The sequence below is a fragment of the Cryobacterium sp. N19 genome (genome assembly GCF_002929595.1).
GTDB lineage: Bacteria > Actinomycetota > Actinomycetes > Actinomycetales > Microbacteriaceae > Cryobacterium > Cryobacterium flavum.
Genome location: NZ_PJJR01000048.1, coordinates 143,229 through 168,965, shown reverse-complemented (window position 1 = coordinate 168,965; position 25,737 = coordinate 143,229). Strand labels below are relative to the sequence as shown.

At 65.9% G+C, this 25,737-nt stretch carries 25 protein-coding genes; 8 read left to right on the top strand and 17 right to left on the bottom strand.

What is annotated here, in order from left to right; translation table 11 throughout:
* Positions 1-13: 13 nt before the first annotated feature.
* Genes CXY78_RS07040 through CXY78_RS07025 form a run of 4 tightly spaced genes read right to left on the bottom strand, consistent with a single transcriptional unit; the run spans position 14 to position 3,620 of the window.
* The gene (locus CXY78_RS07040) at positions 14-889 is read right to left on the bottom strand and encodes a branched-chain amino acid ABC transporter permease (protein ID WP_104088769.1); all 876 of its coding nucleotides are present in this window, start codon (positions 887-889) and stop codon (positions 14-16) included.
* Complete coding sequence (locus CXY78_RS07035) at positions 886-1,647, bottom strand: ABC transporter ATP-binding protein (RefSeq protein WP_104088767.1); 762 nt, start codon at positions 1,645-1,647, stop codon at positions 886-888. Before CXY78_RS07035 ends, CXY78_RS07040 begins: the two co-directional genes overlap by 4 nt.
* Positions 1,644-2,399: an ABC transporter ATP-binding protein gene (locus tag CXY78_RS07030; RefSeq protein ID WP_092340908.1), complete on the bottom strand. Its 756-nt coding sequence runs from the start codon at positions 2,397-2,399 to the stop codon at positions 1,644-1,646. Before CXY78_RS07030 ends, CXY78_RS07035 begins: the two co-directional genes overlap by 4 nt.
* Before the next feature lie 6 nt (positions 2,400-2,405).
* Positions 2,406-3,620 carry a substrate-binding domain-containing protein gene (locus CXY78_RS07025; protein WP_092340907.1) on the bottom strand — a complete coding sequence of 405 codons (1,215 nt, stop codon included), beginning with the start codon at positions 3,618-3,620 and terminating at the stop codon, positions 2,406-2,408.
* A 157-nt stretch (positions 3,621-3,777) separates the two neighbouring features.
* On the opposite strand from CXY78_RS07025, the gene CXY78_RS07020 reads away from it, so the two are divergent.
* Positions 3,778-4,962, top strand: a complete 1,185-nt coding sequence (locus CXY78_RS07020) for an acetyl-CoA C-acetyltransferase (protein WP_092340905.1) — start codon at positions 3,778-3,780, stop codon at positions 4,960-4,962.
* 6 nt (positions 4,963-4,968) lie between these two features.
* Here CXY78_RS07020 and CXY78_RS07015 read toward each other — a convergent pair whose 3' ends face one another.
* The 4 genes from CXY78_RS07015 to CXY78_RS07005 all read right to left on the bottom strand — a co-directional run bounded on the left by CXY78_RS07015 (position 4,969) and on the right by CXY78_RS07005 (position 7,469).
* Positions 4,969-5,304, bottom strand: coding sequence for an SHOCT domain-containing protein (locus CXY78_RS07015; RefSeq protein WP_233197328.1), 336 nt, complete (start codon positions 5,302-5,304; stop codon positions 4,969-4,971).
* Between the two features lie 366 nt (positions 5,305-5,670).
* Positions 5,671-5,880, bottom strand: a complete 210-nt coding sequence (locus tag CXY78_RS07010; protein WP_104088766.1) for a hypothetical protein — start codon at positions 5,878-5,880, stop codon at positions 5,671-5,673.
* Position 5,881: 1 nt separating this feature from the next.
* Positions 5,882-6,031, bottom strand: a complete 150-nt coding sequence (locus CXY78_RS20980; protein WP_158253287.1) for a hypothetical protein — start codon at positions 6,029-6,031, stop codon at positions 5,882-5,884.
* 58 nt (positions 6,032-6,089) lie between these two features.
* Positions 6,090-7,469 carry an RIP metalloprotease gene (locus CXY78_RS07005; RefSeq protein ID WP_167552435.1) on the bottom strand — a complete coding sequence of 460 codons (1,380 nt, stop codon included), beginning with the start codon at positions 7,467-7,469 and terminating at the stop codon, positions 6,090-6,092.
* 70 nt (positions 7,470-7,539) lie between these two features.
* Here CXY78_RS07005 and CXY78_RS07000 point away from each other — a divergent pair, with 70 nt between their 5' ends.
* Both CXY78_RS07000 and CXY78_RS06995 read left to right on the top strand, forming a co-directional pair.
* Positions 7,540-8,772 (top strand): serine/threonine-protein kinase, encoded by a 1,233-nt coding sequence (locus CXY78_RS07000; RefSeq protein WP_092340902.1) that lies wholly within the window; start codon positions 7,540-7,542, stop codon positions 8,770-8,772.
* The gene (locus CXY78_RS06995) at positions 8,769-9,251 is read left to right on the top strand and encodes a mucin-associated surface protein (RefSeq protein ID WP_134505290.1); all 483 of its coding nucleotides are present in this window, start codon (positions 8,769-8,771) and stop codon (positions 9,249-9,251) included. Before CXY78_RS07000 ends, CXY78_RS06995 begins: the two co-directional genes overlap by 4 nt.
* 4 nt (positions 9,252-9,255) lie before the next feature.
* Here the strand turns inward: CXY78_RS06995 and dxr are convergent, their stop codons facing one another.
* Entirely contained in the window at positions 9,256-10,338 is a 1,083-nt protein-coding gene (gene dxr, locus CXY78_RS06990) for a 1-deoxy-D-xylulose-5-phosphate reductoisomerase (protein WP_104088764.1), read from the bottom strand.
* Positions 10,339-10,447: 109 nt separating this feature from the next.
* Between dxr and CXY78_RS06985 the strand changes: the two genes are divergently transcribed.
* On the top strand, positions 10,448-11,233 hold the full coding sequence (locus tag CXY78_RS06985) for a lysophospholipid acyltransferase family protein (protein WP_369827278.1): 786 nt from the start codon (positions 10,448-10,450) through the stop codon (positions 11,231-11,233).
* 41 nt (positions 11,234-11,274) lie between these two features.
* Positions 11,275-12,621: an aminotransferase class III-fold pyridoxal phosphate-dependent enzyme gene (locus CXY78_RS06980; protein WP_092340899.1), complete on the top strand. Its 1,347-nt coding sequence runs from the start codon at positions 11,275-11,277 to the stop codon at positions 12,619-12,621.
* A 97-nt stretch (positions 12,622-12,718) separates the two neighbouring features.
* Here the strand turns inward: CXY78_RS06980 and CXY78_RS06975 are convergent, their stop codons facing one another.
* The 3 genes from CXY78_RS06975 to CXY78_RS06965 all read right to left on the bottom strand — a co-directional run bounded on the left by CXY78_RS06975 (position 12,719) and on the right by CXY78_RS06965 (position 14,772).
* Positions 12,719-13,819 (bottom strand): hypothetical protein, encoded by a 1,101-nt coding sequence (locus CXY78_RS06975; protein ID WP_104088763.1) that lies wholly within the window; start codon positions 13,817-13,819, stop codon positions 12,719-12,721.
* Positions 13,816-14,175 carry a PadR family transcriptional regulator gene (locus CXY78_RS06970; RefSeq protein WP_092340897.1) on the bottom strand — a complete coding sequence of 120 codons (360 nt, stop codon included), beginning with the start codon at positions 14,173-14,175 and terminating at the stop codon, positions 13,816-13,818. The genes CXY78_RS06975 and CXY78_RS06970 overlap by 4 nt, the downstream gene beginning before the upstream one ends.
* Positions 14,176-14,286: 111 nt before the next feature.
* Positions 14,287-14,772, bottom strand: a complete 486-nt coding sequence (locus CXY78_RS06965) for an OsmC family protein (protein WP_092340896.1) — start codon at positions 14,770-14,772, stop codon at positions 14,287-14,289.
* Positions 14,773-14,857: 85 nt separating this feature from the next.
* Here CXY78_RS06965 and gabT point away from each other — a divergent pair, with 85 nt between their 5' ends.
* Both gabT and CXY78_RS06955 read left to right on the top strand, forming a co-directional pair.
* Positions 14,858-16,234 carry a 4-aminobutyrate--2-oxoglutarate transaminase gene (gene gabT, locus CXY78_RS06960; protein ID WP_104088761.1) on the top strand — a complete coding sequence of 459 codons (1,377 nt, stop codon included), beginning with the start codon at positions 14,858-14,860 and terminating at the stop codon, positions 16,232-16,234.
* 5 nt (positions 16,235-16,239) lie between these two features.
* Entirely contained in the window at positions 16,240-17,232 is a 993-nt protein-coding gene (locus CXY78_RS06955; protein WP_104088760.1) for an asparaginase, read from the top strand.
* Here the strand turns inward: CXY78_RS06955 and CXY78_RS06950 are convergent.
* From CXY78_RS06950 to CXY78_RS06935, 4 genes are read right to left on the bottom strand one after another with little or no spacing between them, the layout of a single operon-like run.
* Complete coding sequence (locus tag CXY78_RS06950; protein WP_233206115.1) at positions 17,229-18,035, bottom strand: ABC transporter permease; 807 nt, start codon at positions 18,033-18,035, stop codon at positions 17,229-17,231. The genes CXY78_RS06955 and CXY78_RS06950 overlap by 4 nt on opposite strands.
* Positions 18,032-18,949 carry an ABC transporter permease gene (locus tag CXY78_RS06945; protein ID WP_092340893.1) on the bottom strand — a complete coding sequence of 306 codons (918 nt, stop codon included), beginning with the start codon at positions 18,947-18,949 and terminating at the stop codon, positions 18,032-18,034. Before CXY78_RS06945 ends, CXY78_RS06950 begins: the two co-directional genes overlap by 4 nt.
* A gap of 2 nt (positions 18,950-18,951) precedes the next feature.
* The gene (locus tag CXY78_RS06940) at positions 18,952-20,151 is read right to left on the bottom strand and encodes an ABC transporter ATP-binding protein (protein ID WP_104088758.1); all 1,200 of its coding nucleotides are present in this window, start codon (positions 20,149-20,151) and stop codon (positions 18,952-18,954) included.
* The gene (locus CXY78_RS06935) at positions 20,151-21,365 is read right to left on the bottom strand and encodes a PotD/PotF family extracellular solute-binding protein (protein ID WP_104088897.1); all 1,215 of its coding nucleotides are present in this window, start codon (positions 21,363-21,365) and stop codon (positions 20,151-20,153) included. The genes CXY78_RS06940 and CXY78_RS06935 overlap by 1 nt, the downstream gene beginning before the upstream one ends.
* A 249-nt stretch (positions 21,366-21,614) precedes the next feature.
* Here CXY78_RS06935 and ald point away from each other — a divergent pair, with 249 nt between their 5' ends.
* Complete coding sequence (gene ald / locus CXY78_RS06930; RefSeq protein WP_092340889.1) at positions 21,615-22,730, top strand: alanine dehydrogenase; 1,116 nt, start codon at positions 21,615-21,617, stop codon at positions 22,728-22,730.
* On the opposite strand, the gene CXY78_RS06925 is transcribed toward ald, so the two are convergent.
* A complete protein-coding gene (locus tag CXY78_RS06925) occupies positions 22,727-25,687 on the bottom strand; it encodes an FtsK/SpoIIIE domain-containing protein (protein WP_104088756.1) in 2,961 nt (986 codons plus the stop codon). The two genes, ald and CXY78_RS06925, sit on opposite strands and share 4 nt — an antisense overlap.
* Positions 25,688-25,737: the final 50 nt, after the last annotated feature.

Genomic DNA, 25,737 nt, shown 5'->3' with positions numbered 1-25,737 from the left:
GCCCGGAAGGCGCTCATGCTTTCGCTCCCATCAGTCCGCGCGGACGCAATAACAGCACCGCGGCCAGGGCCAGCACCACGGCCAGGTCGCCGGTTCCGCCCAGATAAAAGTTCGCGAACTGCTGCAGCACTGCCACCAGAACGGATGCGATGGCCGCCCCGGCCAGAGACCCTAACCCTCCGATGACCGTCACGATGAAGGCGAAGATCAGCAGGGACCCGCCGATGTGCGCCGAAACGTAGCCATAGTAGATCGAGGCGAGCACCCCGCCGAGTCCGGCGGCGGCACCACCGATCGCGAACACCAGGGTGAAGGCGCGGCGCACATCGATGCCGAGCGCGGTGACCATGAGACGGTTCTCGACGCCGGCCCGAATGATCAGGCCGTACCGGGTGAACTTGAGGAACAGCACGATCGCCACGAGCACCAGCACCGCCACCAGAATGAGCATGAAGCGGTTGTTCGGAATGCGCGCGCCGAGAATCTCGGTGGTCTGCCCGAGCCAGGACGGGCTCGTCACGTAGGTCGGGTCGGTGCCCCAGATTCCCTCGAACAGAGCTACAGAGGCCAGCGCGAGGCCGACCGTCACGAGTACCTGTTCGATGTGCCGGTTGTACAGCCGCCGGATCAGGAAGAATTCGGTCGCGGCGGCGACGAGCGCCCCGACCACGGCGCCGGTCAGCATGGCAGCGACCAGTGCCCACCACGACCCGTCACTGAGCCGACGGGCTACCTCCCAGCCGATGAAGGCGCCGATGGTCAGAAAGGAGCCGTGAGCGAAGTTGAGCACGCCCATCAGGCCGTAGATGAGGGAGAGCCCGGAGGCGACCAGAAAGTACAGAGCCCCGAGGCCGAGGCCGGTGATCAGCAGCAGAACGATGGTGCTCATGCCGGCACCTGCTCCGTGTTGCTGTGGTCGGTGCTGCTGTGGTCCGCGCCGCTGTGCACGCCCAGGTAACGCTGGATGCGTTCGGGGTCATCGAGCAATTCTGCGGCTTCGCCGGTGAAGACGACGCGGCCGCCGGAGAGCACGACCACCCGGTCGGCGAGTTGGCGAATCACCTGCAGGTTCTGTTCGACCAGAAGGATCGGCACTGTTTTGGCGGCGGCCAGTAGTGCCTGGGTGACCTCGGTGACGATTTTCGGCGAGAGTCCCTTGGTGGGTTCGTCGACCAGCAACAGCCGGTTTTGGTTGAGCAGGGCTCGGGCGAGCGACACCATCTGCTGCTGCCCTCCGGAGAGGGTACCGGCGAGTTGGGCGTGGCGTTGCACGAGGTCGGGAAAGAGTTCCTCGACCAGGGCGCGGTTCGGGTGGGCGGAGCGTTCGGCCAGTTTCAGGTTTTCGGCGACGCTGAGCTTGCCGAACACCTCGCGGTCTTCGGGCACGTAGCCGACGCCGAGCTGCACGACCTTGTGGGTGGGCAGCCGGTCGACGCGGCGCCCGGCGAGGGTGATCGCGCCGGTGCGGTCGTTCAGGCCGAGGATCGATTTGATGGTGCTGGTTTTGCCGACGCCGTTCCGGCCGAGCAGAGCGGTGACGCCGGTGTCTGGTACGTCGAACGAGACGTCTTCGACGACCTGCTGGCCCTCGATGCCTCCGTACAGGTTGCGCACGGTGAGGATATTGGTTCTTGATGTGGTGCTCATACCGGGTCTCCGAGGTAGGCGGACTGAACCGTGGGATTCTTCATCACGGCGTCGGGGGTGTCGCAGGCGAGCAGCTCGCCGTGGTGCATGACCGCAACGCGGTCGACCAGGCCGAGCACGACCTCCATGTGGTGCTCGACCATGAGCACCGTGCGGCCACCGTGGTGCAACGCGCGAATGACCTCCATCAGGCCGGGCACGTCGCCGGAGCCAACGCCGGCCATCGGCTCGTCGAGCAGGATGACGCTCGGGTCCATCGCGAGCAGCATGGCGATCTCCAGCTTGCGCTTGTCACCGTGGGAGAGGCCACCGGCTTTGGCTTCGGCAAGATCAGCCAGCCCCACCTCGTCGAGACGATCGGCGGCAAGCCGGGTGGCGGCATCCGTCCCCTTCGGAAACCGGGTGACCAGACTGCCGCCGCCGGCCTTGGCCTGTGCGGCCAGCCGCACGTTTTCGGTGGCGCTCAGCCCGTTGAACAGGCTCGAGGTTTGAAAGGTGCGACCGAGGCCGGCCCGTGCCCTGACGTGGATCGGTTCCCGGGTCATGGTGCGGCCGTTCAGTCGCACCACGCCTTCCGTGGCAAACAGCACACCGGAAATCAGGTTGAACAGGGTTGTCTTACCGGCCCCGTTGGGGCCGATCACACCGAGCATCTCGCCCCGCGGGATCGACAGCGACACATCGTTGAGGATGCGTGCACCGCCGATCTGCAGGCCCAGATGCTCGATGCTGAGCACGGGCTGGTCCGGCATCGCGATCTACTTTGCTGCGACGATGGGCGGCGCGACGGTCTTGGCGTCGACAGTCTCAATCAGTTCCGGCGCCCAGGTACCGTCGGTGCCTTCCTTAAGCGTGGCCTGGAACATCGGCTGCAGCACGGCGTGGTCTTCTGCACGAATGGTGATCGAACCCTTGACCGAGTCGAACGTGTAGCCCTCGAGCGAGGCGATCATGTCATCGACGTTGTCACCACCGCCCTCGCGAACGGCCTGAACGAGCATCTGCGCGGCCACGAAACCGTCGGGCGAGAACAGGTCTGCCTGTGCGTCGTTGGCTTTCAGGTAGCTGATCATGGCTTTGCTCTGCTCGTTGTCGGTGGCCGACGCAAAGTAGTGCGAGAGAAAGCTGATCTTGCCGCTCGCGGCACCGTACGCGCCGTAGGTCGAGACATCACCGAGGCCGGTGACAACCGGAACAGCATCGAACACGCCCTGCTGCTGCAGCGCGGTCCACATGGCACCGGTGCTGGCGCCGGCCCAGGCCACGAAGACGAGGTCTGGTGAGGCGTCGAGCAATTGCTGCGCGAAGGGGGTGAATTCGGTTGCGTCTTCGGCGACAAGTACACCATCGACGGTCGCGCCCTTGGCCCCGAGCACGGCCTTGACGCCGGCCAGGTTGCCCTGACCGAAGGCGTTGTCCTGGGCGAAGACGACGATCTTCTTGCCGCTCGGGTCGCCGATGAACGTTCCTGCCGTCGCAACGTCTTCATAGGTCTGGCGGCCGGATCGGAAGGTGTACTGGTTGAGGCCGGTGATGGCATCGGCGGCTGCCGGGCCCGAGATGTAGAGAATCTTGTTCTGCGCGGCCTGCTCGGCCAGGGTGACGGCGATTCCGGACACGACGGTGCCGGCCATAATCTGGTATCCCTGCCCGATCAGGTCTTTGGCGACCGAGACCGCGGTGTCGGGGTTGCCCTGGTCGTCTTTCCAGGTGATGTCCAGTTCGCGGCCGTCGACAGCGCCGGTGCCGTCGGTGGCGTAGTCGAGGCCGGCCTTGAACCCGGCGGTGTACGCGGCGCCGTAGGCGGCGAGCGGGCCGGTCGCTGAGGTGATCATGCCCACCTGCACCGCGAGCTTCGTGGTGGAATTATCGGTGGCTGCGCCGCCGGTCGTGGCCGTGGGGGCGCATCCGACCAGGGTCAGGGCGGCGACGGCGAGAATTGCCGGGGCCAGGAACATCTTTGTTACCCGCATGAAATTTGCCTCTCGTTCTACAAACCTGACAGGTGGTTCAGGTATCAGGAATCTATGGGCGATCGACGGTACTGTCAAGAGGCAGGAGTGAACCGATACCCAGACGTGGCCAATATGCTGGGGTGGCACGCATCAATTTTTTGACAAAGGAGTCCCGATGACCGAAACCGACGTCGTAATCCTGGCCGGATCACGCACCCCGCAGGGTCGCGTGAACGGGCAACTCTCGTCCCTCACCGCCGTCGACCTCGGCGCCGCCGCCATTGCCGGTGCCCTCGCCCGCGCTGGAGTGGCACCGGAGCAGGTCGACTTCGTGCTCATGGGTCAGGTCCTGCAAGCCGGGTGTGGGCAGAACCCGGCCCGGCAGTCCAGCGTGGCTGCAGGCATCCCATGGAATGTGCCGGCGATGACACTCAACAAGGTCTGTCTGTCCGGCCTCGCCGCGGTCATTGATGCCGCCCGCCTGGTGCGGCTCGGCGAAGCGGATGTCGTCGTGGCCGGTGGTCAGGAATCCATGTCCCGCGCGCCCCACCTGCTGCCTGGCTCCCGCCAGGGCTGGAATTACGGAACCGTGTCAGCGCTCGACCACGCCGCTCACGACGGACTCACCGACGCCTTCGATGGCCTCTCGATGGGGCTCTCCACCGAGCGCGCGAACGTTGAACTCGGACAGACCCGCCTCGAGCAGGACGAAATCGCCGCTGCCTCGCACCAGCGCGCTGCTGCCGCAGCCGCGAGTGATGTGTTCAGCGACGAGATCACTCCGATCAGCGTGCCGCAGCGGAAGGGCGAGCCGCTCCTGATCAGCACCGATGAGGGCGTTCGCGCCGAAAGCACGACCGAGACGCTCGGCCGCCTGCGCCCGGCATTCGACCCGGCGGGGAGCATCACTGCCGGCAATGCAGCCCCTCTCAGTGACGGCGCGAGCGCTGTCGTAGTGACCAGTCGCGCCTGGGCCGAGAAGCACGGCCTGCCTTGGCTCGCCGTGATCAACGCGAGCGGCCAGGTGGCCGGCCCCGACAACTCCCTGCACTCCCAGCCGGCCAATGCCATCGCGCACGCCCTCAAGCGCGAGGGCTGGACCGCCGCCGATCTCGACCTGGTCGAGATCAACGAGGCGTTCGCCTCGGTCGTGGCCCAGTCGTCGAAAGTGCTCGGCGTGTCGGCCGATGTCGTGAACATTCACGGTGGCGGCATCGCCATCGGCCACCCGATTGGGTCGAGCGGCGGGCGCATTGCACTGCACGCTGCCCTCGAACTGGCCCGGCGTGGCACCGGCAAAGCCGCCGTCGCGCTGTGCGGCGGCGGCGGCCAGGGTGAGGCGCTGCTGCTGTCCCGGTAACGGCTTCTAGGCGGGCGGTGCCTGACTGTCCGGGCGGTTGGCGCGCAGCACTTCGAGGCGGGCGCGGTACTCGACCTCGTCGATGTCGCCCTGGGCGAAGCGTTCGGCCAGGGTCTTCTCAGCGCTCGTGGCATCCGCCTGGCCTTGCCCGCCCGGGTGTCCGTGACCCTCCCGCATACCGCGACGCCAGCGCCGTCCGAAGATGGCGAACAGTACGGCGACGACGATGATCCAGAACAACGGGATCAGCAGGAACCACCAGCCGAACCCGAACCCGCCGTTCATCATTCCGCCATGGCCGTAGCTGTCGCCGTCGCCGGGACGTGCGGCGAGCTTGCTCATGATGCGGCCGGCGCCGACCCGTCGTCGGTGACCGTGAGCAGGTCGTCGCTGCTCTCGCGCGCCAACACAACGGATGCCTCCCCGATGCGCACGCGTTCCCGCTGTTCGGCCGACATACCACGGGCGTCCCCGTGCGCCGCAGCTCGGCAAAACGCTCCCGACGCGAGCGGATGGCCTCCCCGATTCCCATGAACACGGCCAGCGCCAGGGTGGTTCCGGCGATCCGCAGCGGATGCAGCCCCACCCCGAACGCGCCCGCGAGCACCAGCACCAGAACCAGAACCAGAACCAGAACCCAGGCCGCTGCGACGGAGCTGTACATCCAGACGCGCACGCCCCGCACGATGCCGAGAACGATCGCGAAAATCAGGGCAACATAGGGCAGGCCGATGTCGGAACGCACGAGGGTGAATGCACCGCCGCGGCGGCGACGACGGCCACGACCGGGCCGGGAAACCGCCGGGCGCCGATCAGGGCGAGCGGGCCGATCAGGGCCAAAACGACGGCGAGAAACCACCCGATCAGGGCCAGGCTTGGCCGGTCAGAATCCGGGAGTGGTCCGGGTCCGCGCATCATGTCAAACCGGTCGAAGCCGCCCCGGCCCCGGCCAGGCCAGCACGGCCACCGCCGGCACCTGGATCAGAAAGAAGATCACCACGAGCAACCACAATCGAACGGGCCGCGGCATGCCGTACCCGTTCCCGCTGTACTCCCCGTGTGGTGGCATGGCTTGATGCTACTTCCGTGCGCCGGGCGCCGCATCCGCCCGCGGAAGTACCTGCCGGCTACCCGAAGAAGTTGATGGGCTTGACGATGTCGGCGTAGATGAGCAACAGGCTCATCCCGCCGAGCAGAACCACGACCGCCAGCGTGAGCGGCATGAGCTTGGCCATGTCGACCGGTCCGGGGTCGGGCCGCTTGAACAGCTTCGCGAAGAATCGACGGATGCCTTCCCACAGTGCACCGGCGACGTGGCCGCCGTCGAGTGGCAGCAAGGGCACCAGGTTGAACACGAACAGGGCGATATTGAGCGATCCGAGCAGCTGCAGCATGCTGGCGACCTTCGTGGCGACCGGAATGGTGTCCATGCTCGCCAGTTCGCCGGCTACCCGGCCAACACCCACCACGCTGATCGGTCCGTTCAGGTCGCGCTCCCCCGGGCCGAACGCGGCCTTGGCCACGGCCACGAGCCGGTCGGGCAGGTTGAGAATCACGTGCGCGACGGCGGAGATGTTTTCGCCCACCAGGGGCAGCACTGCTGTCGCAGGCTGGGGCACCAGTTCGCTCGCCGCTCCGATGCCGACGAACCCGACCTCCTCGGTAATGGCAGCGCCGGAGGCGTCCGTTTTGATTTTGTTGTCGGCGGTATACACGTAGCGTTCGGTGAGTTTGGGGGTGAGCGAGAGGTCGACGTCGGCGCCGTCACGCTCGACCACCGCGGCGAGAGTGCGCCCGGGCGCCGAGCGGATGACCTCGGTCGACTGCTCCCAGCTCGTAATGGCTGTTCCGCCGATGCTGACCAATCGGTCACCAGGCTTCAACCCGGCAGCGGCACCGGGCGAGGCTTCATCGGTTGACTCGCAGGTCTGCCGGTCGCTCGAGGCGGGGAGCACGCACTGGCTCACGCTGCCGATGGTCGTGCTGATCTGCGGGCTGCCGAATCCCATGACCAGAATGGAGAACATCACGATGGCGATGAGTAGGTTCATGGTGGGCCCACCGAGCATGATGATCACGCGTTTGTAGACCGACAGCTGATAGAACGCGCGGTGCTCTTCACCATCGCCAATGGTCTCCGCGCTGGCCTTGCGGGCATCGTCGACCAGGGTGGACAGGGCGCTGGTCTTCTTCTCAGGTTCGCCCTCCTGAACCATCTGGTCGAAGAACCCGGTAGTGGTGGTGCGGGGAGCTCCGCCCTTTTTCGACGGTGGAAACATGCCGATCATGGCGATATAGCCACCGAGGGGCAGCGCCTTGACGCCGTACTCGGTCTCACCCTTGGTGCGCGACCAGAGCGTCGGGCCGAAGCCGATCATGTACTGGGTTACCTTGACGCCAAACAGCTTGGCGGGCACGAGGTGGCCGATTTCGTGCAGGCCGATAGACACGGCGAGTCCCACGACCACGATCGCGACGCCCAGTATGAACAGCAGTACGGTTTCCACTGTCGTAGAGTAACCGCACCAAGCTGCAAAGGGGCTGGCTGTGCGGCCGAACCTCCCTTTTAGGGTGCGCATGTGCTTTGCTAGAGGGTGGACGCACCAGGAGGTCCCCCTGTCTTACGAACCCATTCCCATCCAGCAGCTACCGACCCCCGGCCCGGTGGGCAGCCTACTTGGCGACCGTTTTCTGATCGAGACCCTTATCGGCACCGGCGGGATGGCATCCGTTTATCGGGCAACGGATACCGCGCTCGGCCGTACAGTGGCCGTCAAACTCTTTCGCGCTGATGGTGGCGCCGCAGAGCCGGAGCGTCAGAGCGGCGAGATCGCCCTGCTGGCGAGCCTGAACCATTTCGCCCTGGTCACCCTGTTCGACGCCGGCACCGCCACCGTCGACGGCGTGCCGCGCACCTTCATCGTGATGGAACTCGTGGACGGCCCCGATCTGCGCGCCCGCATCGCGAGCGGCCCGCTGCCAAGCCTCGAGGTGGCCGTGATGGGTGCCGATCTGGCCGAGGCGCTGCACTACGTGCACGAGCAGGGCATCATCCACCGCGACGTCAAGCCAGCCAACGTACTGCTGTCGCCCTCCGGCTTTCCCGGGCGCAGCATGCACGCCAAGCTCGCCGATTTCGGCATTGCCCGGCTGCTCGATGAGTCAAGGCTCACCGCGACCGGTTCGCTGCTCGGCACCGCGAGCTACCTGAGCCCCGAGCAGGCGCTCGGAGCTTTGATCGGTGCACCAACGGATGTCTATTCCCTCGGTCTCGTGCTGCTCGAATGCCTCACCGGGGTGCGCGCCTACCCCGGAACCGCCGTGGAGTCGGCGATGGCCAGGCTGCAACGCCAGCCGGAGATTCCGAGCACGCTCGGCCGGGACTGGACCGAGGTACTCGCAGCCATGACCGCCCGCGACACCGGCGACCGGCCCACCGCTTCCGAGGCGTCCCTGCTGCTCCGCGCGCTCGCGACCGGAGCCGAAGACCAGGCCGTGGCCACGCTGCTGCTACCCGCTCGCGCAGTTGAGGCGGCTGCGACCGAGGTGCTGCGTGCCGATCCGGCCCCCACGCCCAAACCCGCAACTGCGGCCATCTCCAGGAAGCAGACGGGGACCACGCCTGCACCGCGCCGCAACCGGGTCATCCTCTGGATCGTCCTGGCGGCCCTGGTGGTCACCGCGATCGTGCTCGGTGCGTTGTTTCTGGGCAGCGGAGACGATCCGCCAGCGGTTCCGCCGAGTTATCCGGCGGTCGACGGCACCCTCGGCACGCACCTCGAACAGCTCCAGGAAAGCGTGAACCCGTGATGCGCAAACGACTGACCCTCGCGCTCGTTTCCGGATTGCTTCTGCTCCTGCCGCTGGCCGGTTGCGCGGCTGAGCCGGTCGAACTTCAGGCCGCCACGGCCGAAAATCTGCAGTCTGCGATGCTCGGCATCACCGAGGCGGCGGCCGGCGGCGACTTCACCGAAGCCCAGTCGCTCCTCACCGCGATGCAGGGTAATTTGCGCACCGCGGCCGCCGCCGGCCAGGTCAGCGCCGAACGGTCGGCGTCGATTCAGACCGCGATCAACCTGGTCAGCACCGATCTGACGGTTGAGATCGAAGCTGCTGCTATCGCTGCTGAAGCCGCAGCCGAAGCGGCGGCCCTCGCCGAGGAACAGAATGCCAAGGACGCCGCCGAAGACGCGCGCGACGCGGAGAAAAAGGCCGCCGAGGATGCCAAGGACGCACGCGAAGAGTGCCTGGACGACAAGGACCGGGTCAAAGCGGGCGAGTGTAATTAGGCCGTCAGCCTGCCGCGATGAGCTGATCGGCGGCGGCACGCGCCCAACGTTCAGCCTCGGCGAGTGACTCGAGGGTGAGCTCGGAATCGTACTCGTGGCTCTCGACCACGCGCAGCACCGTGTCGACGATGTTCAAAAAGCCGATGCGCCCGGAGTGAAAAGCGGCGACGGCCTGCTCGTTGGCCGCGTTGAACACGGCCGGATAGGTGCCGCCTAGTCGGCCGACCTTCTTGGCGAGTTCGACCGCGGGAAAAGCCGTGTCGTCGAGGGGCTCGAAGGTCCAGCTCTGCGGTAAGGTCCAGTCGATCGGAGCGCCGACCGCAGCCACGCGGTTCGGCCAGTCCAGCCCGAGTGAGATCGGCAGTCGCATGTCGGGCGGGCTGGCCTGGGCGATGGTCGATCCGTCCACGAATTCGACCATAGAGTGCACCACGGATTGCGGGTGCACGACGGCGTCGATGCGGTCATATTCCACGTCGAACAGAAGGTGCGCCTCGATGATCTCGAGTCCCTTGTTCACGAGGGTGGCCGAGTTGGTGGTGACCACCAGGCCCATGTTCCAGGTCGGGTGGGCCAGGGCCTGCGCGGGCGTCACGCCGGCAAGCTGTTCCCTGGTGTAACCGCGAAACGGCCCACCGGATGCCGTCAGCACGAGTCGACGCACCTCGTGCTGGGTTCCCGAGCGCAATGCCTGCGCGATGGCGGAGTGTTCGGAGTCGACCGGAACGATCTGGCCTGGTGCAGCAAGATTCTTCACGAGTTCGCCGCCGACGATCAGCGACTCTTTGTTGGCCAGAGCCAGGGTGCGACCAGCTTTCAGCGCGGCCAGGGTCGGCCCCAAGCCGACCGAACCGGTGATGCCGTTGAGCACGACGTCGACGTCGACGTCCCGCACGAGCTGCTCCGCAGCATCCGCTCCCAGGGCGGTGTGCTCGACCTGAAAGTCCAGGGCCTGCGCATCGAGCAGTTCTCGGTTGCTTCCGGCCGCGAGGCCGACCACCTCAAACCGCTCCGGATTGGCACGAATGACGTCGAGCGCCTGGGTTCCGATCGAGCCAGTGGACCCGAGAATGATTACTCTGCGCATACCTCCATGCTAGGTGCCGGGCGCGGCGTATGTTCGATGCTGGCCAGTGGTGGCGTAGTGTCGACGGGTGACTGGTGCCGATGCAGAACCCAAAGACAACGCCGAAACCATCACGATCGATAGTTCTGATCAAGGCGTTCCGGCCGAACAGGCCGACGATCAGGAGCGTGTCAAGCGACCGGGATTCGTCTATTTTCTCGGCTACGGCATCATGGCCCCCGTCGCCCGAATCGTTTTTCGACCGAGCATTATCGGGCGCGAGAATATTCCGGCCACCGGCCGCGTCATTCTCGCCAGCAACCACCTCTCCTTCATCGACAGCATCGTCATTCCCCTCGTCGCGACCCGCCGCGTGCAGTTTCTGGCCAAGTCGACCTACTTCACCGGGACCGGATTCCAGGGCTGGGTGTCACGAACATTCTTCACCGCCATCGGCGCCATCGGTGTGGAACGCGGAGCCGGCCAGGCCGCGCAGGTCGCTCTCGACGCCGGCCGTGCCGTGCTCGAGGCCGAGGGCGCATTCGCGATCTACCCGGAGGGCACCCGCTCGCTCGACGGCCGCCTCTATAAGGGCCGCACGGGCGTCGCCTGGCTCGCCCTCACCACGGGCGCGGTCGTCGTTCCGGTCGGTTTGATCGGCACCCAGGAGATTCAGCCGGTCGGCACCAAGGTGCCGCGTATTCGCAAGGTCACTGTCACCTTCGGTGAACCGCTCGACCTCGGCCATCACGGCCCGGCCACCTCCGGTAAGGCACGCCGGCAGGCAACGGATGAGATCATGGCGGCCATCCACCGACTGTCCGGTCAGGAATTGGCCAACGCCTACAACGAATCGCCACCAGTCGGTACCCTCAATCGCCTCGCCCACCGGGTCTTTCCGCGCGAACGCCTGTAGCCGCGGTCTTACCGTCGAGCTGGCGGTCATAGGCTGGAGCAATGACTGCTACGTATTCGGTGCCCCAGAAACGCAAGCTCGTGACGGCTCTCCCCGGCCCCAAGTCGGTCGAGCTTCAGGCCAGGCGAGAGAAAACGGTTGCCCGCGGCGCCGGAACGCTCGCCAACATTTACATGGACCACGGCGCCGGAGCGATCCTGGTCGACGTTGATGGCAACCAGATCATCGACCTCGGCTGCGGTATCGGGGTGACCACGATCGGTCACGCGCATCCCGACGTCGCGGCGGCAGCATCCGCTCAGGCAGCGAAACTGACCCACACTCTTTTCACGGTCACGCCCTACGAGAACTACGTGGCGGTCGCCGAGAAACTTAGCCAGATCACCCCCGGCGATTTCGAGAAGCACTCGGTGCTCGTGAATACCGGCGCGGAAGCGGTGGAGAACGCGGTGAAGATCGCCCGCAAGTTCACCGGACGCCGGGCCATCGTGGCCCTCGACCACGCTTTTCACGGTCGTACCAACCTGACCATGGCGATGACCTACCGGCCGTGGCCGGAGCGCGCCGGAATGGGCCCGTTCCCCGGCGAGATCTACAGCGTGCCGACGAGCTACCCGTTCCGTGACGGCCTGAGTGGTCTGGAAGCGGCTGAGAAGACCATCGACTACATCAATACCCACATCGGCGCGACCGAGGTCGCGGCGTTCTTCGTCGAGCCGATCCAGGGCGACGGCGGCATCGTTATTCCTGCACCCGGCTATTTCAAGCGCATTCGCGAATTTTGCACTGAGAACGGCATCGTCTTCGTGGCCGATGAGATTCAGGCCGGCATCGCCCGAACCGGCGTCTGGTACTCGATCGAGCACCACGATGTCGTTCCCGACCTGGTCACGACCGCCAAGGGCATCGCCGGCGGCTTTCCGCTGGCCGCCGTCACCGGCCGCGCCGACATCATGGACTCCGTGCAGCCCGGCGGCATCGGCGGCACCTTCGGCGGCAACCCGGTCTCCACCGCGGCCGCCCTCGCAGTGTTCAACCTGATCGAGCGGGACAATCTGCTCGGTGAGGCCAAGCGGGTGGAAGCCGCCCTCTGGGCGCGAATCGGCGACTGGGCCGAGAAGTTCTCCATCGTCGGCGAAGTCCGCGGCAAGGGCGCCATGTTCGGCGTCGAGCTCGTGCACCCGGGAACCAAGAAGCCCTACCCCGAGGCCCTGACCGCCGTGATCAAGCACGCCACCACGAACGGTGTCATCGCGCTCGACGCCGGCAGCTGGGATTCGGTGCTGCGCATCATGCCGAGTGTCGTGATCTCTGACGAGCTCATCGACGATGCTGCCACCGTGCTCGAGGAGGCCCTCGCTGCGCTGGTAGCCGCCTACCCCGCGTAGTCGCCCCTCACCCAGTCCGTGATGTCGACGGACTGGGTCGGCGGCAGGTCGATGTCCGAGGGGCTGATGACCGCCGCCCCACCGCCGGCCGGGCGCATCATGGTCCGGCCGTTGGCGAAGCGGATGCTGTCGGCACCGGCACGAGCGTGGGTGACGGCGATGGTGTCGGCTCCCCCGTTTCGGACACCGGCACGAGGGGCCGTACCTGGGCGAACGGAAACGGCGACGGTGCGGCATCCGCCTGGTAGGCCTGGCCAAGAAAGTCGTAAGCGTAGTCGATATCGCCTGACGCCACCAGCCGGAGCGGAAACACATTCCAGCCGCCGCCGGGCACCAACAGGCTCGGCACCACCATGTCCTGCTCGCCGGCCGCATCAAGCTGGGGCAGGTAGTTCGTATTGACCGGGTCGTTGACCACGTTGAGGGCACGACCGCTCTGGTCGAACAGCTGCACGTCGGTGAGCGGCTGGCCGTCGGTATCGTAGGCGAACACGTTGGTCACCTGCTCGCCGCTCTGCATGAGTCCGGGCGTCGGAGCCGGGTTGTAGTCCACGTACGCAGTGTTCTGCGTTCCGGCCTGGTTGGCCGTGACCATCAGCACGATCGGCAGCACCAGAACCGCGCACACGCTCACCACCGTGCGAAAGCCGGGAAGCCAACGCCAGGGCAGCCACCGGCCGCGCCCCCACTGCACGCTCAAGACCACAAAAGCAGTGAGCACAACCCACCTCAGTGGATCGGTCGGCACAGTGCTGATCCCGCCACCTGCGAAAACCTCCGCGACCGCATAGACAACCCAGCCGCGCAGCACCCACCACGCGGGGCGCAACGCGAGCACAAAGTCGAGCACCGCCGCACCGGCCGCACTCGAACGAATGCGCCGGGCCGCGCCAGCTCGCGCGGCACCGACCCGGGTGCGCAGCCGGCGCAGCCGCGGCACGCGGGCTTCGGGCGTCGCTCCCCGCACGGGAAGCCCGGCCGCGCCACGCAACTCGCCGGCGTAGGCGACCGGATCGCCGAGGTCAACCTCGGGCGCCGCGGCATCGCCGGCATCCACGTCGGCGGCCTGCTCGGTGAGGTCGGCTTCGAGGCCGTCGGTGAGGTCGTCGACGTCATCAGCGGGAAGATCGTTCAGGGCCGCTCGCACGGCCAGGGCAAAGTCGCGAATGGACTGCGGAGTCGTAGCTGTTTCGCTCATGAGTTGTCGCCGATCGTGGGTAGGAGAGCGGAGCGCTGCGGATTCTCGAGCAGCTGGGTGAGAGTGTCGGCAAAGTGGGTCCAGTTCGCGCACTGTTCGGCGAGCATGGCCCGGCCGTGCGGGTTCATTCCGTAGTACTTGCGGTGCGGCCCGCCGTCCGACGGCACCACGTAGCTCGACAACGCCCCCGCGCTGTACAGCCGCCGCAGGGTGCCGTAGACCGAAGCGTCGCCGACCTCGTCGAGTCCGGCGGCGCGCAATCGGCGCACGATGTCATAGCCGTAGCCGTCGTCGTCAACGATGACGGCCAGAACGGCCATGTCAAGCACCCCCTTGAGTAACTGGGTGGTATCCATCGGCATCCCCTTCATCGGCTCGAGCGTTCGCTCACACCTTCAACGGATCCCACACTACTACGCAAACCGCACTACCGCGCCATGCGCAATTTCTGTCCTTCCGGGACGCTGCTAGACCGTGGTGACCGGCTCGTGCACGACCGGAAAGTTCATCGAGGCCCCGATGAAGCACTCCCGCGCCGCCTCGGCGTGCAGCGACTGCGCAAAATCGACCTGGGTGGGGTCACTTATCGTCACGCGCGGGCGCAGGGTAGCGGATGCGAAACTTCCGCCGCCGCCCGGCCGCTGGCGCATCACTCCGACCGCGGAGTCGGTATAGGCGGTGACCGTCACCCCGTGCCGCACGGCCACGTGCAGGTAGGAGAGCATGTGGCACTGGCTGAGCGCGGCGAGCAGCAGCTCTTCCGGGTTCCAGCGTTCGGCATTTCCGTGAAAAGTCGGGTCGCTCGATCCCTTGATGACGGCCTTGACCTCGGCTCCCTTGCCCACCGGCGTGATCGTGTGCTGTCGGCCGTAGGCCCGATAGCTGCTCGTACCACTGCCCTCATTGCCGGTCCAGTCGACCCGTACCGCGTAATTGTGCTCGCCGAGCATGATTCCCCCTCGAAATCGCTATCTCCTTCAGTAATTCTGACAGCACAACCAGCCTCGTGGGGAATGAGATCGGTAAAGTGGAAGCATCATGACTGACACCCTCACAAACTCTGCTACCACTGCCGCCGCGACCACGTACTCCGTCGCGCAAGAACGAAAGATCGTCACGGCCATTCCCGGTCCGATCTCTGCAGCGTTGCAGGAGCGGCGTCGAGCGGTCGTCTCCGACGGCGTCAGCTCCATGCTCCCCGTTTACATTGCCAAGGCCAACGGGGCGATCCTCGTTGATGTTGACGGCAACCAGTTCATCGACCTCGGTGCCGGAATCGGCGTCACCACGATCGGCCACGCCGAGACCAGCGTCGTTGCCGCGGCCATCGAACAGTCCCAGGACTTCATCCACACCCTGTTCACCGTCACCCCCTATGAAGAGTACGTGCGCGTCGCCGAGCTGCTCGCCGAGCACACCCCGGGTAATTTCCCGAAGAAGAGCGTGCTCATCAACTCCGGCGCCGAAGCCGTCGAAAACGGCGTGAAGATCGCCCGCAAGTACACCGGTCGCCGCGCCGTCGCGGTACTCGACCACGCCTACCATGGCCGCACCGTGCTGACCATGGCCATGAACTACAAGGCCATGCCCTACGCCACCGGCTACGGTCCCCTCGCGAGCGATGTCTACCACGCCCCGAGTTCCTACCCCTATCACGACGGCCTGACCGGTTCCGAGGCGGCCGCCCGCACCATCGCCTACCTCGACAAGGTGATCGGGGCATCCGATCTGGCCTGTCTGGTCGTCGAACCCATCCAGGGTGAGGGCGGTTTCATGGTGCCAGCGGATGGATACCTGCCCGCCCTGCAGGAATGGTGCACCAAGAACGGTGTCGTCATGATCGCCGATGAGATCCAGAGCGGCATGGCGCGCTCGGGTAAGTACTACGCGAGTGAGCACTTCGGCTGGATCCCCGACCTCGTGCTCAGTGCCAAGGGCATCGCCGGGGGCTTCCCGCTCGCCGCCGTCACCGGCCGCGCTGAAATCATGGATGCTTCCCAGCCCGGCGGCCTCGGCGGCACCTTTGGTGGCAACCCGGTCTCCTGTGCCGCTGCGATCGCTGTGTTCGAGGCCATCGACGCGAACAACCTGCTCGGCGAAGCACAGCGCATCGAGCGGTCGCTCACGGCGGGCCTGACCGCGCTCAAGAACAAGTACGACATCATCGGCGAGATTCGCGGGCACGGTGCCATGATGGCGATCGAGCTGGTGCAGCCCGGTACCGGCGACACGACGAAGGCGCCCAACGCCGCCGCGGTGAGCGCGATTTCGACCTACGCCGGCCAGCACGGCGTGCTGCTGCTCACCGCCGGCACCTACGGCAACGTGCTGCGTTTTCTGCCGAGTCTCGCGCTGTCTGATGCCCTGATCGTCGACGCCCTCTCGGTGATCGACGACGCCATGGCCGCGCTGTAGCCACTGTGTCTGAAACCTTTACGGTCGACGATTCCGTCGAGCTCGCCGTCGTGGAGCGCAGCGGCTTCGTCGAATCCCGCCACGCCGGTTCGGCGATCGTGCTCGGCACCAACGGCGAGGTGTTGCGGGCGCTCGGCGACGTCACCAGCGCGGTCTTTCCGCGCTCGGCGATGAAACCGTTCCAGGCCGTCGCGGTCATGGCCAGCGGCGCCACCCTGCGGGGAGCGGATGCCGCCATCGCTACCGCGAGTCACAGCGGCACCGCCGCCCACATCGAACTCGTTCGCGGCCTGCTCTCCCGGGCCGGAGTTCCGGAAACGGCGCTCGCGTGCCCTGCTGCCTGGCCGATCGACTCCGCCGCCCGAGACGCTCTCGTGCGCCTCGGTGCCACCAAGGCACCGGTCTACATGGAGTGCTCGGGCAAGCATGCGGCCATGCTCGTGGCCTGCCAGCAGAACGGCTGGGCGCTGGACGGCTATCTGGACCCGGCGCATCCGCTGCAAAAGCGCATCCTCGACGTGCTCGAACGCTTCACCGGCGAACGACCGGTCGCCTCCGGTATCGACGGCTGCGGCGCCCCGGTCCACGCGATCTCCCTCGGGGGCCTGGCGCGCGGGATCGCGCGCATTGCCACCAGCAAGTCCAACTCCCCGTTCGCGATCTACCGCGAGGCCGGTTTTCTGGCCGAAGCGGTGCGCGCCAATGGCTGGGTGGTGGCCGGTCCCGGCCACTCCGACAGCATCGTGATCGACCGGCTCGGCCTGTTCATGAAGGGCGGCGCGGAGGGAATCATGGTCGCAGCCGCCGAAAACGGTACCACCGTGGCATTGAAGATACTCGACGGCAACCTGCGGGCCGCCGCTGCGGTTGCAGTCAGCCTGCTGGCGGACGCTGGGGCGATCCAGCGAGCTGACGTCGCGCAGTTGCTGCCCGAGCTCGGCCTCACGGTTACCGGCGGCGGCCGTCCGGTCGGAGAGATTCGCGCCAGCTACATTTAGCTCAGCTTGGCCAGCCGCCGCGCCTTCGCCGCCCCGGACACCTGCACTGTCACGACCACGACAAGCGCGAGAATGAACACGGCCGACGCGAGCACGTTGGCCTCCGCCGGAATTCCGCGTGCCGCCGAAATGTAGATGTACTTGGGGAACGTCGTCACCGCCCCGGAGTTGAAGTTCGTGATGATGAAGTCGTCAAAGGACAACGCGAACGACAACAGAGCGGCCGCGAGAATGCCGGGCAGCAGCAGCGGAAAGGTGATGCGCGCGAATACCTGCCAGGCGGAGCCGTACAGGTCGCGGCCGGCTTCTTCCAGAGCCGGGTCGAGGCTGGCCACCCGGGCCTTCACCGTGACTACGACGAAGCTGATGCAGAACATGGTGTGCGCCAGAATGATCGTCAGCATGTCCTTCGGCACACCGAGCGACAGAAACTGCGCCGCCAGGCCGGCGCCGAGCACGACCTCCGGGGTGGCCATCGGCAAAAACAGCAGCAGGCTGGTCTGTGACCGAAACTTGAACCGGTAGCGCACGATGGCGATCGCGATCATGGTGCCGAGGGTGGTCGCGACGACCGTGGCCACGGCGCCGATGAACAGGCTGTTGCCGAAGGCTTGACAGACAGCACCATTTTGTACGTTGCAGACATTGAGCCACTTGTCGAAGGTGAATCCGCGCCAGGTGATGTTGGATTTGAGGGAGTCGTTGAAGGAGTAAACGAAGGTGTAGCCGATAGGAATCATCAGGAACAGCAGCGCCAACCCGCTGTAGGCGGGCAGCAGCCATTTGCCGAGGGAGAGTTTCACAGCAGTTCCTCCGTTCCGGATCGCTTGACGTAGATACTGACGATCACCAGGATGACGGTCATCAGAATGATGGACAGGGCCGCCGCCGAGGGGTAATTCTGCAGCACGAGGAAGTTCGCCTCGATCACGTTTCCCATCATCTGGGTGCCGGTACCACCGAGAAAGTCCCGACTGGCGTTGATATAGTCACCGGCCGCAGGGATGAAAGTGAGCAGGGTGCCCGCCACGATGCCGGGCATCGACAGCGGAATGGTGATCTTGCGGAACACCTGGAATGGGCTCGCATAGAGGTCGTTGCCGGCCTCGAGGTAACGCACGTCGAGCCGCTCCAGCGTCGTGTACAACGGCAGGGTCATGAACGGAATGAAATTGTAGGTCAGGCCGAAGATCACCGAAAACGCGGTGCCGGTCACGTGTGCTTCCGGTCCCAGCAGCGAGAGCGCTTTGAGCGACTGCACCACGAAAGACTCGTCGGAGAACAGCTGCTTCCAGGCCAGGGTGCGCAGCAGAAAGCTGATGAAAAACGGTGCGATCACGAGTACGAGCATGAGGCTCTGCAGTAGCGGCCATTTGCGGGCTTTCACGCCGATAAAGTAGGCCAGCGGGTAGCTGATCACGAGCGCGAAGAACGTCGCGGCCAGTGCGTAGCTGAACGATCGCACGATGTGAGGCCAGTAGGTCGTGATGACCTCGGTGTAGTTCTGCCAGCGGAAGGCATAGTCGTACTGGCCGATGTCACCGAACTCCCGGGGCGTCTGAAACGACGTCAGCAGCAGCGAGACCAAAGGGGTCAGAAAAAACAGCACCAGATAGAGGATGCCCGGCAACAGCAGAAACAGCGCCACCGGGCTGCGACGCCGGGCGACGGGGTCGGTCGACGGCGCAGTCGCGGTCGAGAATGCGGCGAAGGCCATCCTTAGGCCTCCTCAAGCTCCGTGACGAGCAACGACCGACGCTGCTGCGCGATGGTCTTGGTGTCGAGATCCGCCTCGAACCGCGGAGCATCGGCTGGATCATCGTCGAGTCCGAAGCCGTGGTCGACGTTCCAGCTGAGCCACACTTCGGCACCGACGTGCGCGGCCGGGCCGAAAGCCACGTTCTGGGCGAACACGACGAGTGTTCCGACGCCGGGAACGGCGACAAGGTACTGCGTGCTGACGCCGCTGAACGACACATCGATGACCTTGCCCGGGCCCATCGTATTGCGTCCGGCGTCGTAGGCCGGTTCGTCGGCGTGCAGGGTGAGTTTTTCGGGGCGCACACCGATCGTGACCTCGCCCGAGATTCGGTGCGCGCGCTCAAGCGGCACCACGATCTTCTGCCCGGACACGTCGACCGCGATGGCGGTACTCGTGGTGGACACGACGGGGCCGGTGAACAGGTTGGACTGGCCGAGAAAGTTCGCCACGAAGGCGGTCTTGGGCAGTTCGTAGAGCTGCTGCGGTTCACCCATCTGCTCGATGCGCCCCTTGTTCATGACCGCGATGGTGTCGGCCATGGTCATGGCCTCCTCCTGGTCGTGGGTCACGTGCAGAAAAGTGAGGCCGACCTCCTCCTGGATGGTCTTCAACTCGAGCTGCATCTGGCGCCGCAGCTTGAGGTCGAGGGCCCCAAGCGGTTCGTCGAGCAGGAGCAATGCCGGCCGGTTGACGATGGCGCGGGCCAGGGCCACGCGCTGCTGCTGACCGCCGGACAACTGCTGCGGTTTGCGGTGGGCCAGGTGATCGAGCTCCACTAGCAGCAGCGCCTCGTGCGCTTTGGCCACCGGATCGCCGATCTTGCGGCGGCGGAGACCGAAGGCGACGTTCTCGAGCACGGTCATGTGCGGAAACAGGGCGTAGCTCTGGAACACGGTGTTGACCGGGCGCTGGAAGGATTTCTGATTGGTCACATCCGTTCCCCCGATCAGGATGCGGCCGCTCGTGGGCTCTTCGAGGCCGGCGACCAGACGCAGGGTGGTCGTCTTGCCGCAGCCCGAGGGGCCGAGCAGCGCGAAGAACGACCCGGCCGGAATAGTGAGGTTGAGATTTTCAATAGCGGTGAACCCGGGGAAACGTTTCTCGATGCCGACCAGCTCCAGGTCGGCGCCACGATCAGCGAACGCACCGATGACCATCAGGCTGCACCCAGCAGGATCGCTTGGAACTGAGCGTTGAAGGTCTGCTCCTCTGTGCCGTCGAGCCCCCGGAACACGTAGGCGTTGGCGAGGGTCGCGTCGTCGGGAAAGATCAACGGATCTTCGGCCAGCGTCGGGTCGATGGCCATCATGGCTTCTTTGGCACCGGCGACGGGGGTGATGTAGTTGACGTAGGCGGCGACCTCGGCGGCGACGGCCGGGTCGTAGTAGTAGTTGATGAGTTCTTCGACGTTCTTCTTGCCCGGCGAACCGATCGGCACGACGAAGTTATCGTTCCAGAGCGTTCCGCCCTTTTCGGGAACGATGAAGCCCCACTTGTCGCCATTTTCGGCATTGAGCTGCACGATATCACCGGACCAGACGATCGCGGCCAGGGTGTCTTCGTTGGCGAGGTCTTCCTTGTAGGAGTTGCCCTTGATGTTGCGGATCTGGCCGTCGGAGACCTGCTTCTTGAATTCGTCGATGGCGGCGGTGTATTCATTTTCGCCCCATTTTCCGGAGATGTCGACGCCGTGATCGAGCATGATCAAGCCCATGGTGTCGCGCATTTCGGAGAGTACGCCGACGCGACCCTTCAGCTCGGGGACCCAGAGGTCTTCAACCGATTTGAGGCCCTGCGGGTACTTTTCCTTGTTCCAGGCCAGGCCAGCGAAGCCGCCCTGCCAGGGGATGCTCATAGCCCGGCCCGGGTCGAAGTCGACGTTCTGCAGTGACGGCAGGAGATTGGAGAGGTTGGGGATATTGGCGTGGTCGAGTTCCTGGGTGTAGCCAAAACGGATCATGCGGCTGACCATCCAGTCGGTCAGGCAGGCGACATCGGCTCCGATGTCCTGGCCGAGGGCGAGCTGGTCTTTGACCTTGCCGTAGTACGAGTTGTTGTCGTCGACGGCTTCGGTGTACTTGACCGAGATGCCGGTTTGCGCTTTGAACGCGTCGAGGGTCGGGTAATTGCCGGCATCGTCGACGTCGATGTACAGCGCCCAGTTGTCCCAGCGGATGGTCATGTCAGTAGCCGACGTGTCGGCCGCAGCGGTGGGCTTGGCCGCAGCTCCGGTGGAGCACGCGGCGAGCGCGAGAGCTGTTGCACCGGCACCGGCACCGGCGAGGAGAGTTCGGCGACCCAGCTGCGCCTTCTGCGCCTGGCGAATGAGCTGGCGAATCATGGGATCGGCGGGCAGCGGCTTGGACTTCATCATGGTTCTCCTAGCATTCTGGGCACGCACACGGTCAGACTCGCTGCGTTGCGAGTTGGTCGATAATTGCACATATCGGTGGTGGAAACACCTAAAAGAGTTCAAAACATTGATCTTGCAACCGATTTGTCACGAAATCAGCACAAACTCGCAACATTCGCCCTCGAAATCGTCGGTGCGCCACGACTAGGGTGGTGGCGATGAGCCGCTGGACCTCGGCCGAGGAGCGCGCTTCGAGAGAGGAACACCATGAGGATCGCCATTCCCACCGAGATCAAGAACAATGAGTTTCGGGTCGCGATCACCCCGGCGGGGGTGTACGACCTCGTGCTGCACGGTCACGACGTGCTCGTGCAGTCCGGCGCCGGCGTCGGTTCCTCCATCAGCGATGAGCAGTATGTCGCGGCCGGCGCGACGATTCTGCCGGACGCAGCGAGCATCTGGGCGGCCGCCGACCTGCTGCTCAAGGTCAAAGAGCCAGTCGACAGCGAGTACGGCTACTTTCGCGCCGACCTGGTGCTGTTTACTTACCTGCATCTCGCCGCAGAACCCGAGCTGACCCGGGCCCTGCTCGGCAGCGGAGTCACCGCGATCGCCTACGAGACCGTGCAGTTGCCCTCGCGAGCTCTGCCGTTGTTGGCGCCGATGAGTGAGGTCGCCGGCCGCCTCGCGCCGATCGTGGGGGCCAATGCCATGCTCAAGCCGAATGGCGGCCCCGGCCTGCTGGTGCCCGGCGTCCCTGGCACTCACCCGGCAAAGATCGCTGTGCTCGGCGGCGGGGTGGCCGGCACGGCCGCGATGCAGGTGTCGCTCGGGCTCGGCGCTGAGGTGACCGTGCTCGATACCAACCTGTTCCGGCTGCGCGAGATCGATGCCCTGCATTTTGGGCGGGTCAAAACCATTGCTTCGAACAGCTTTGAGATCGACAAGGCCGTCGTCGGAGCTGACATGGTCATCGGTTCGGTTCTCATTCCGGGAGCCAAGGCCCCGAAACTGGTCAGTAACGAGCTCGTGTCGCGCATGAAACCGGGCAGCGTGCTCGTGGATATCGCCGTGGACCAGGGCGGTTGCTTTGCCGACAGTCATCCCACCACGCACGCCGACCCCACCTTCACCGTGCACCGGTCGTTGTTCTACTGCGTCGCGAACATGCCCGGCGCGGTGCCGCACACCTCGACCTATGCTCTGACAAATGCGACCCTGCCCTATGTGCGCGCACTCGCCACGCTCGGCTGGGTCAATGCGTTGCGCGCGGATTCCGCCCTGGCCCAGGGGCTCAATACTTTCGCCGGGCACCTGACCAGCGCTCCCGTGGCGCTCGCTCACGGGTTGCCGCACCAGCCTGTCGCCGAGGTGTTGGTCTAGTCGGGGAGGATCGCCCTGGTCACCTCGCCGTTCGGGTGCAATACCCAGACCCGCCCGCGCCCGGGTGCCAAGGGCGGCGGCAACTCCCGGCGGTGGCTGATCAGCCGAAAATCCGACAGGCTGCACCGGTCGAAGACCAGGCTGGCCGCAGTGTTGTTGGCCGTTGGGCCCCGCAGCCGGGCCAGCAACGTCCAGTGCGTCTGCCAGGTTTCGGCGTCACCGACAACGATCAGCTGACCCGCAGCATCCGTCTGGCCTGCCTCACCGGAAACCAGCAGAGCGGATGCCGCCGGCCCGCTCGTTCCCTCCAGTTCCAGAACCGGCACACCGAGGACGGTGCGCAGGCGGGTGGCTGCGCTCGTCGGCGACGATGACACGATCAGGAGCGGGCCACCAGTGGGAAGCGAATTGGGCAGGGCATCGGATTCCGTATCAAGCGTCGTGGCGGCAGGAACGGCCAGGGCCCAAACGGGAGCCAGCAGTTGCACGCGCAGGCCGCGCCACACTCCCCCGCCCGGAGGTAGCGCGGCGGTGTAGCTAGCCGATTGCCCACCGGCCGCGAGGTGTTCCTGCACGCTCGGCAGTTTCAGCAGCAGGGAGCTCTGGCAGAGCGCAGCCAGCCCGGGAACCACGCTGGTGTGCCGTTGCACGGCGACAACGACGTGTACCCCCGCTGCCGGGCCGTCCCGCAGCAGGCCGACGAGCAGGTCGACGGCGGCCAGCCGGTGCTCGGGCTGCCAGCGGGCGCAGACGGAATCAAAATCATCGAACAGTACCAACCGGGGTGAGGCCGCGGTCTGCTGCCCGGTTTCCACGCTGGTGCTGAGTCTCGCAAGGGCATCCCAGGCCGATTCGACGTCGGCGGTGACGAGGTAGATCCCGGTGTGAGATTCGGCCGCGCCGGCGACTGCCTCAGCCAGTGTGTGCAGCAGGGCGGATTTGCCCGAACCGGCTCCGCCGATAACGAGCAGATGCCCGTCAATCTCGGGATCGTAGGAGAACACACGGTACCGCTGGCGCTCGGGTTCGTCGAGCAAGCCCAGCGGAAAACCGGATGCGGCGGCCTCCGCGCTCGCCAGGTCGGCCGCCGTGACCACCGGCGGGAGCGCATCGAGCCAGGGCCGCCGCGGGACGAATCCGCCCGCTGCCGACGGTGTCGACAGTGCCGCGGCAGCGATGCCAGCGATGTCGAGTTCCCGGGTCGTCGCGACCTGGCAGAGCACCGGTTCTCCGGTTTCGGTGGCGATCAGGCACCGTCCGGGCTGATTCGGTGCCAATTCGGCCGCAGCATCCGTGCCGATCACCGCCTGGCTGTCGGCACGGTTGTTCACCCGCAAGGACAGGCGCAGGCTGCAGTTGGCCAGCAGGGCGTCTCGCACCACCCCGGCCGGTCGTTGGGTACAGAGGATGAGGTGCACACCGAGCGACCGTCCACGCGCGGCAATGTCGACGAAGAGGGCGTGCAGCTCGGGAAACAGCCCGAGCATGGTGGCGAATTCATCGACGACAATGACCAGTCGGGGCAGCGGATGCGTCAGGCGCACGTCGGTCACGTCCCGCGCCCCGGCCGAACTGAGGGTGCGCTCCCGGTAGCGAAGTTCTGCTCCCAGGCTGGCCAGGGCTCGGGTAGCCGTGGCCGCGTCGAGGTCGGTGATGAGGCCAACGCAGTGCGGCAGCCGAGCCAGCGGTTGAAAAGCCGCGCCGCCCTTGAAATCGACCAGCAGAAAGTTCACCTGGCCCGGCGAATAGGTCGCGGCCAGAGCTGCCACCCAGGTGGTCAGGAGCTCGCTCTTGCCGCTGCCGGTAGTTCCGCCGACCACGGCGTGCGGCCCGGATCGCACCAGGTCAACGTGCACCGGCCCGTCTCGGCCGACACCGATCGGGCAGTCGAGGCTCGGCGGAGCTGTCCCACCGGTGATTGCCGGGGCATCGGTGCCGTCTTCGAGCAGTTCCGCCAGGGTGAGCGTGGTCGGGAGCGCCCCGGATTCCCTTGCCATCCCGGCGGCACGGGCCTGCTCGGTGAGGGCCACCGCGAAGTCGATCGCCTCAGCTTGGGCGAGCAGCTCCGGGCAAAAGTCGAGGGGCGGCGCTCGATTGGGCGCACGGATGATCTGCGCCCTGGTCGGCCCAGCGATGCGCACGACCGTTCCGCAGCCTGGGGGCAGGTCCTCGAGCCGCGTTGCCACGGCCAGGAGCAGCCGCCCGCGATCGGGTTCGCCTCCCAGCGGATGCACGGAGGTGACCGTTCGCAGCAGTAGCGTGAGCCGTCGCGGCGTTACTCCGGCCTGCGGCAGCTGCGCCGCCCAGTCCCAGTCGGTGGCCTGAGCGTCGGTGGCGATTGTGACGCCAAGGTCGGTCGGCGGCAGAGCGAAACACAGTTGCACGAGCACGGCGCGGGCAACGCCCGCTGCGAGCGGCATCGGTCCGACGATACCGAGTCCGGGCGTCAGGTCGACGACGACCGGAGCGCCGGTGACGGTCGAGGCCCACTCCCGAAGTTCCCGGTGCTCGTTTGGGGCGCTCGCACCGCCCAGTCGGATACCACTCGGGGCCGGGCCGACGCCCAGCGCGACGAGCGTGGCATCCGTTTGCCGCCAGCGCGCGGCAGCAGCACACCCTCGCACAATATTTCGGGCTGATGGGGTGTGCTGCCAGGCCTCGTCGCGCCAGCGGGACTGGCGGTCGGTGATGACCGTACGCAGCAGCGCCAGGGCTTCGGCGTGAGCGGCCGATTCAGTCCGGCGGCGTTTGCCACCTGAGCGCTTGGAATCGAACATGCTGGCCACCGCGATGATCGGGCTGAGAACGGCGAAGATCAGCGCGAAAGCCGAGCCGGTGATCATCCAGATCAGCCCGGCAGCAACCAGGGGCGCCACGCTGGCGAGCAGGGGGAATCCCGCCGGAGGCAGACTAGCTGGCGCGGGTGGCAGCGCGAGGGTTTCATCGACGGTGGACACGCAACCAGCAGACCAGAATGCTGACCTAGGACGATCCTCGACGGGGCTAT

Excerpts from the sequence above, each read along its gene's own strand:
- CXY78_RS07015 (WP_233197328.1), bottom strand. The coding sequence starts at position 5,304 with ATGAGCAAGCTCGCCGCACGTCCCGGCGACGGCGACAGCTACGGCCAT.
- CXY78_RS07025 (WP_092340907.1), bottom strand. The coding sequence starts at position 3,620 with ATGCGGGTAACAAAGATGTTCCTGGCCCCGGCAATTCTCGCCGTCGCC.
- CXY78_RS07000 (WP_092340902.1), top strand. The coding sequence starts at position 7,540 with ATGTGCTTTGCTAGAGGGTGGACGCACCAGGAGGTCCCCCTGTCTTAC.
- CXY78_RS07020 (WP_092340905.1), top strand. The coding sequence starts at position 3,778 with ATGACCGAAACCGACGTCGTAATCCTGGCCGGATCACGCACCCCGCAG.
- ald (WP_092340889.1), top strand. The coding sequence starts at position 21,615 with ATGAGGATCGCCATTCCCACCGAGATCAAGAACAATGAGTTTCGGGTC.
- CXY78_RS07010 (WP_104088766.1), bottom strand. The coding sequence starts at position 5,880 with ATGATGCGCGGACCCGGACCACTCCCGGATTCTGACCGGCCAAGCCTG.
- gabT (WP_104088761.1), top strand. The coding sequence starts at position 14,858 with ATGACTGACACCCTCACAAACTCTGCTACCACTGCCGCCGCGACCACG.
- dxr (WP_104088764.1), bottom strand. The coding sequence starts at position 10,338 with ATGCGCAGAGTAATCATTCTCGGGTCCACTGGCTCGATCGGAACCCAG.
- CXY78_RS20980 (WP_158253287.1), bottom strand. The coding sequence starts at position 6,031 with ATGCCACCACACGGGGAGTACAGCGGGAACGGGTACGGCATGCCGCGG.
- CXY78_RS06935 (WP_104088897.1), bottom strand. The coding sequence starts at position 21,365 with ATGAAGTCCAAGCCGCTGCCCGCCGATCCCATGATTCGCCAGCTCATT.
- CXY78_RS07040 (WP_104088769.1), bottom strand. The coding sequence starts at position 889 with ATGAGCACCATCGTTCTGCTGCTGATCACCGGCCTCGGCCTCGGGGCT.
- CXY78_RS06970 (WP_092340897.1), bottom strand. The coding sequence starts at position 14,175 with ATGGATACCACCCAGTTACTCAAGGGGGTGCTTGACATGGCCGTTCTG.
- CXY78_RS06975 (WP_104088763.1), bottom strand. The coding sequence starts at position 13,819 with ATGAGCGAAACAGCTACGACTCCGCAGTCCATTCGCGACTTTGCCCTG.
- CXY78_RS06980 (WP_092340899.1), top strand. The coding sequence starts at position 11,275 with ATGACTGCTACGTATTCGGTGCCCCAGAAACGCAAGCTCGTGACGGCT.
- CXY78_RS07030 (WP_092340908.1), bottom strand. The coding sequence starts at position 2,399 with ATGCCGGACCAGCCCGTGCTCAGCATCGAGCATCTGGGCCTGCAGATC.
- CXY78_RS06940 (WP_104088758.1), bottom strand. The coding sequence starts at position 20,151 with ATGGTCATCGGTGCGTTCGCTGATCGTGGCGCCGACCTGGAGCTGGTC.
- CXY78_RS06945 (WP_092340893.1), bottom strand. The coding sequence starts at position 18,949 with ATGGCCTTCGCCGCATTCTCGACCGCGACTGCGCCGTCGACCGACCCC.
- CXY78_RS07035 (WP_104088767.1), bottom strand. The coding sequence starts at position 1,647 with ATGAGCACCACATCAAGAACCAATATCCTCACCGTGCGCAACCTGTAC.